The 1543-nt window shown below is 73.8% G+C and carries 2 protein-coding genes; both read left to right on the top strand.

From position 1 onward, the window contains the following. The first annotated feature begins 116 nt into the window (after positions 1-116). Positions 117-1082 (top strand): helix-turn-helix domain-containing protein, encoded by a 966-nt coding sequence (locus E1293_RS46920; protein WP_132206606.1) that lies wholly within the window; start codon positions 117-119, stop codon positions 1080-1082. Positions 1083-1142: 60 nt separating this feature from the next. Then, positions 1143-1520: a hypothetical protein gene (locus E1293_RS46915; RefSeq protein WP_132206604.1), complete on the top strand. Its 378-nt coding sequence runs from the start codon at positions 1143-1145 to the stop codon at positions 1518-1520. The last annotated feature ends 23 nt before the right edge of the window (positions 1521-1543 follow it).

The following is a 1543-nucleotide window of genomic DNA, read 5'->3' as shown; positions in this document are numbered from 1 at the left end:
GTGGGGTTGGTGTCGGCGGTCATGTGGGCTCCCTGTTTTCTCGACGGCTCGATCCTCGGCGGCTGGGAGCGTGCGCGGGAAGTGGCGTGAATGCCGGGCATCGCTAAGATTTCGCCATGCCGACTTCTCCGTCGCGCCGCCACACGGTGTCGGTGCTGGTGTTCGACGGGATGGCGCCCTTCGAGTTGGGGACGGTCGTCGAGGTGTTCGGGCTGGCGCGGCCCGAGGTGGACGTCCCCTGGTACGACCTGCGGGTCTGCTCGCTGGAGCGCGGCCCGATGCGCGCGGTCGGCGGCTTCACGATGACCGCCGAGCACGGGCTGGACGCGTTCGCGTCCGCGCAGACCGTGCTGGTCGTCGCCGTCCCCGACGTCCGGCGGGACCCGGCGCCCGAGGTCGTCGCCGCCCTGCGGGAGGCGCACGCGCGGGGCGCCCGCGTCGTGTCCATCTGCTCGGGCGCGTTCGCCCTGGCCGCCGCGGGCCTGCTGGACGGACGCGCCGCCACCACGCACTGGCGGTACGCCGACCTGCTGCGACGCCGCTACCCGAAGGTCCGCGTGACGCCGGACGTCCTCTACGTGGACGGCGACGACGTGCTCACCGGGGCGGGCAGCGCCGCCGGGCTCGACATGTGCCTGCACCTCGTCCGCAAGGACCACGGCGCCCGGATCGCCAACGCGGTCGCGCGGCGGCTGGTCGTCCCGCCGCACCGGGAGGGCGGTCAGGCGCAGTTCGTGGCGGCGCCCGTGACCCCGCCGGGAGAGGACGACCCGGTGGCCCGGGCCATGACCTGGGCGCTCGCACACCTCGCCGAGCCGATCACGGTCGAGTGGATGTCCCGGGAGGCGTGCCTGGCGCCCCGCACCTTCATCCGGCATTTCAGCCGTCAGACGGGCACGAGCCCCCTCCGCTGGGTGATCGGCCAGCGGGTCCTGGCGTCGCTGCCCCTCCTCGAAGAGGGCACGGCCCCCATCGAGCGGATCGGCGCCGCCGTCGGCTTCGAGAGCCCGGTGACGTTCCGGCACCACTTCACCCGCGCGATGAAGACCTCCCCCTCCGCCTACCGCCGCACCTTCCGCTGATCAAACCCCGTCCGCCTGCGGCTCTCGGCGCCCCAGGATTTGAGTGCGATACTCCGGCGCATGCTGGTTCCACGTGAGAACGCCATGTATGTCGCAGAGCCGATTCCGCACCTGGTTCTGGTCGCGCCGCCGGGGCTGGAGACGCTGCCTCCGCTGACGCTGCGGGACGGCGTGGTCGGGCGGTGCGACGGCTGGAACCTGTTCGCGCGGCTGACGGTCTCCGTGGTCGACGGTCCCGGAGACGCCGGTTTCATGGTGCCGGGCGCCACGGACGAGCAGGAGGCCGAGCGCCTCGCCCCCCGGCTGGACGCCGTCCAGCGCGCGGGCGCGGCCGTGGTCATCGGCCTGCCCGCGCATCCGTCCGACCCCTCGCTGGAGAGCCTGGTGAGCGCACCCGGGGTCCGGGGCGGCACCGTGCCGGCTGTCGAGTCCGCCTAGCGGGAGGGGACGGGGGCCTGGCG

The organism is Actinomadura darangshiensis, from assembly GCF_004349235.1.
GTDB classification, from domain to species: Bacteria; Actinomycetota; Actinomycetes; order Streptosporangiales; family Streptosporangiaceae; genus Spirillospora; species Spirillospora darangshiensis.
The sequence above is the reverse complement of the archived record's forward strand: the minus strand, read 5'-3'. Positions and strand labels throughout refer to the sequence as shown.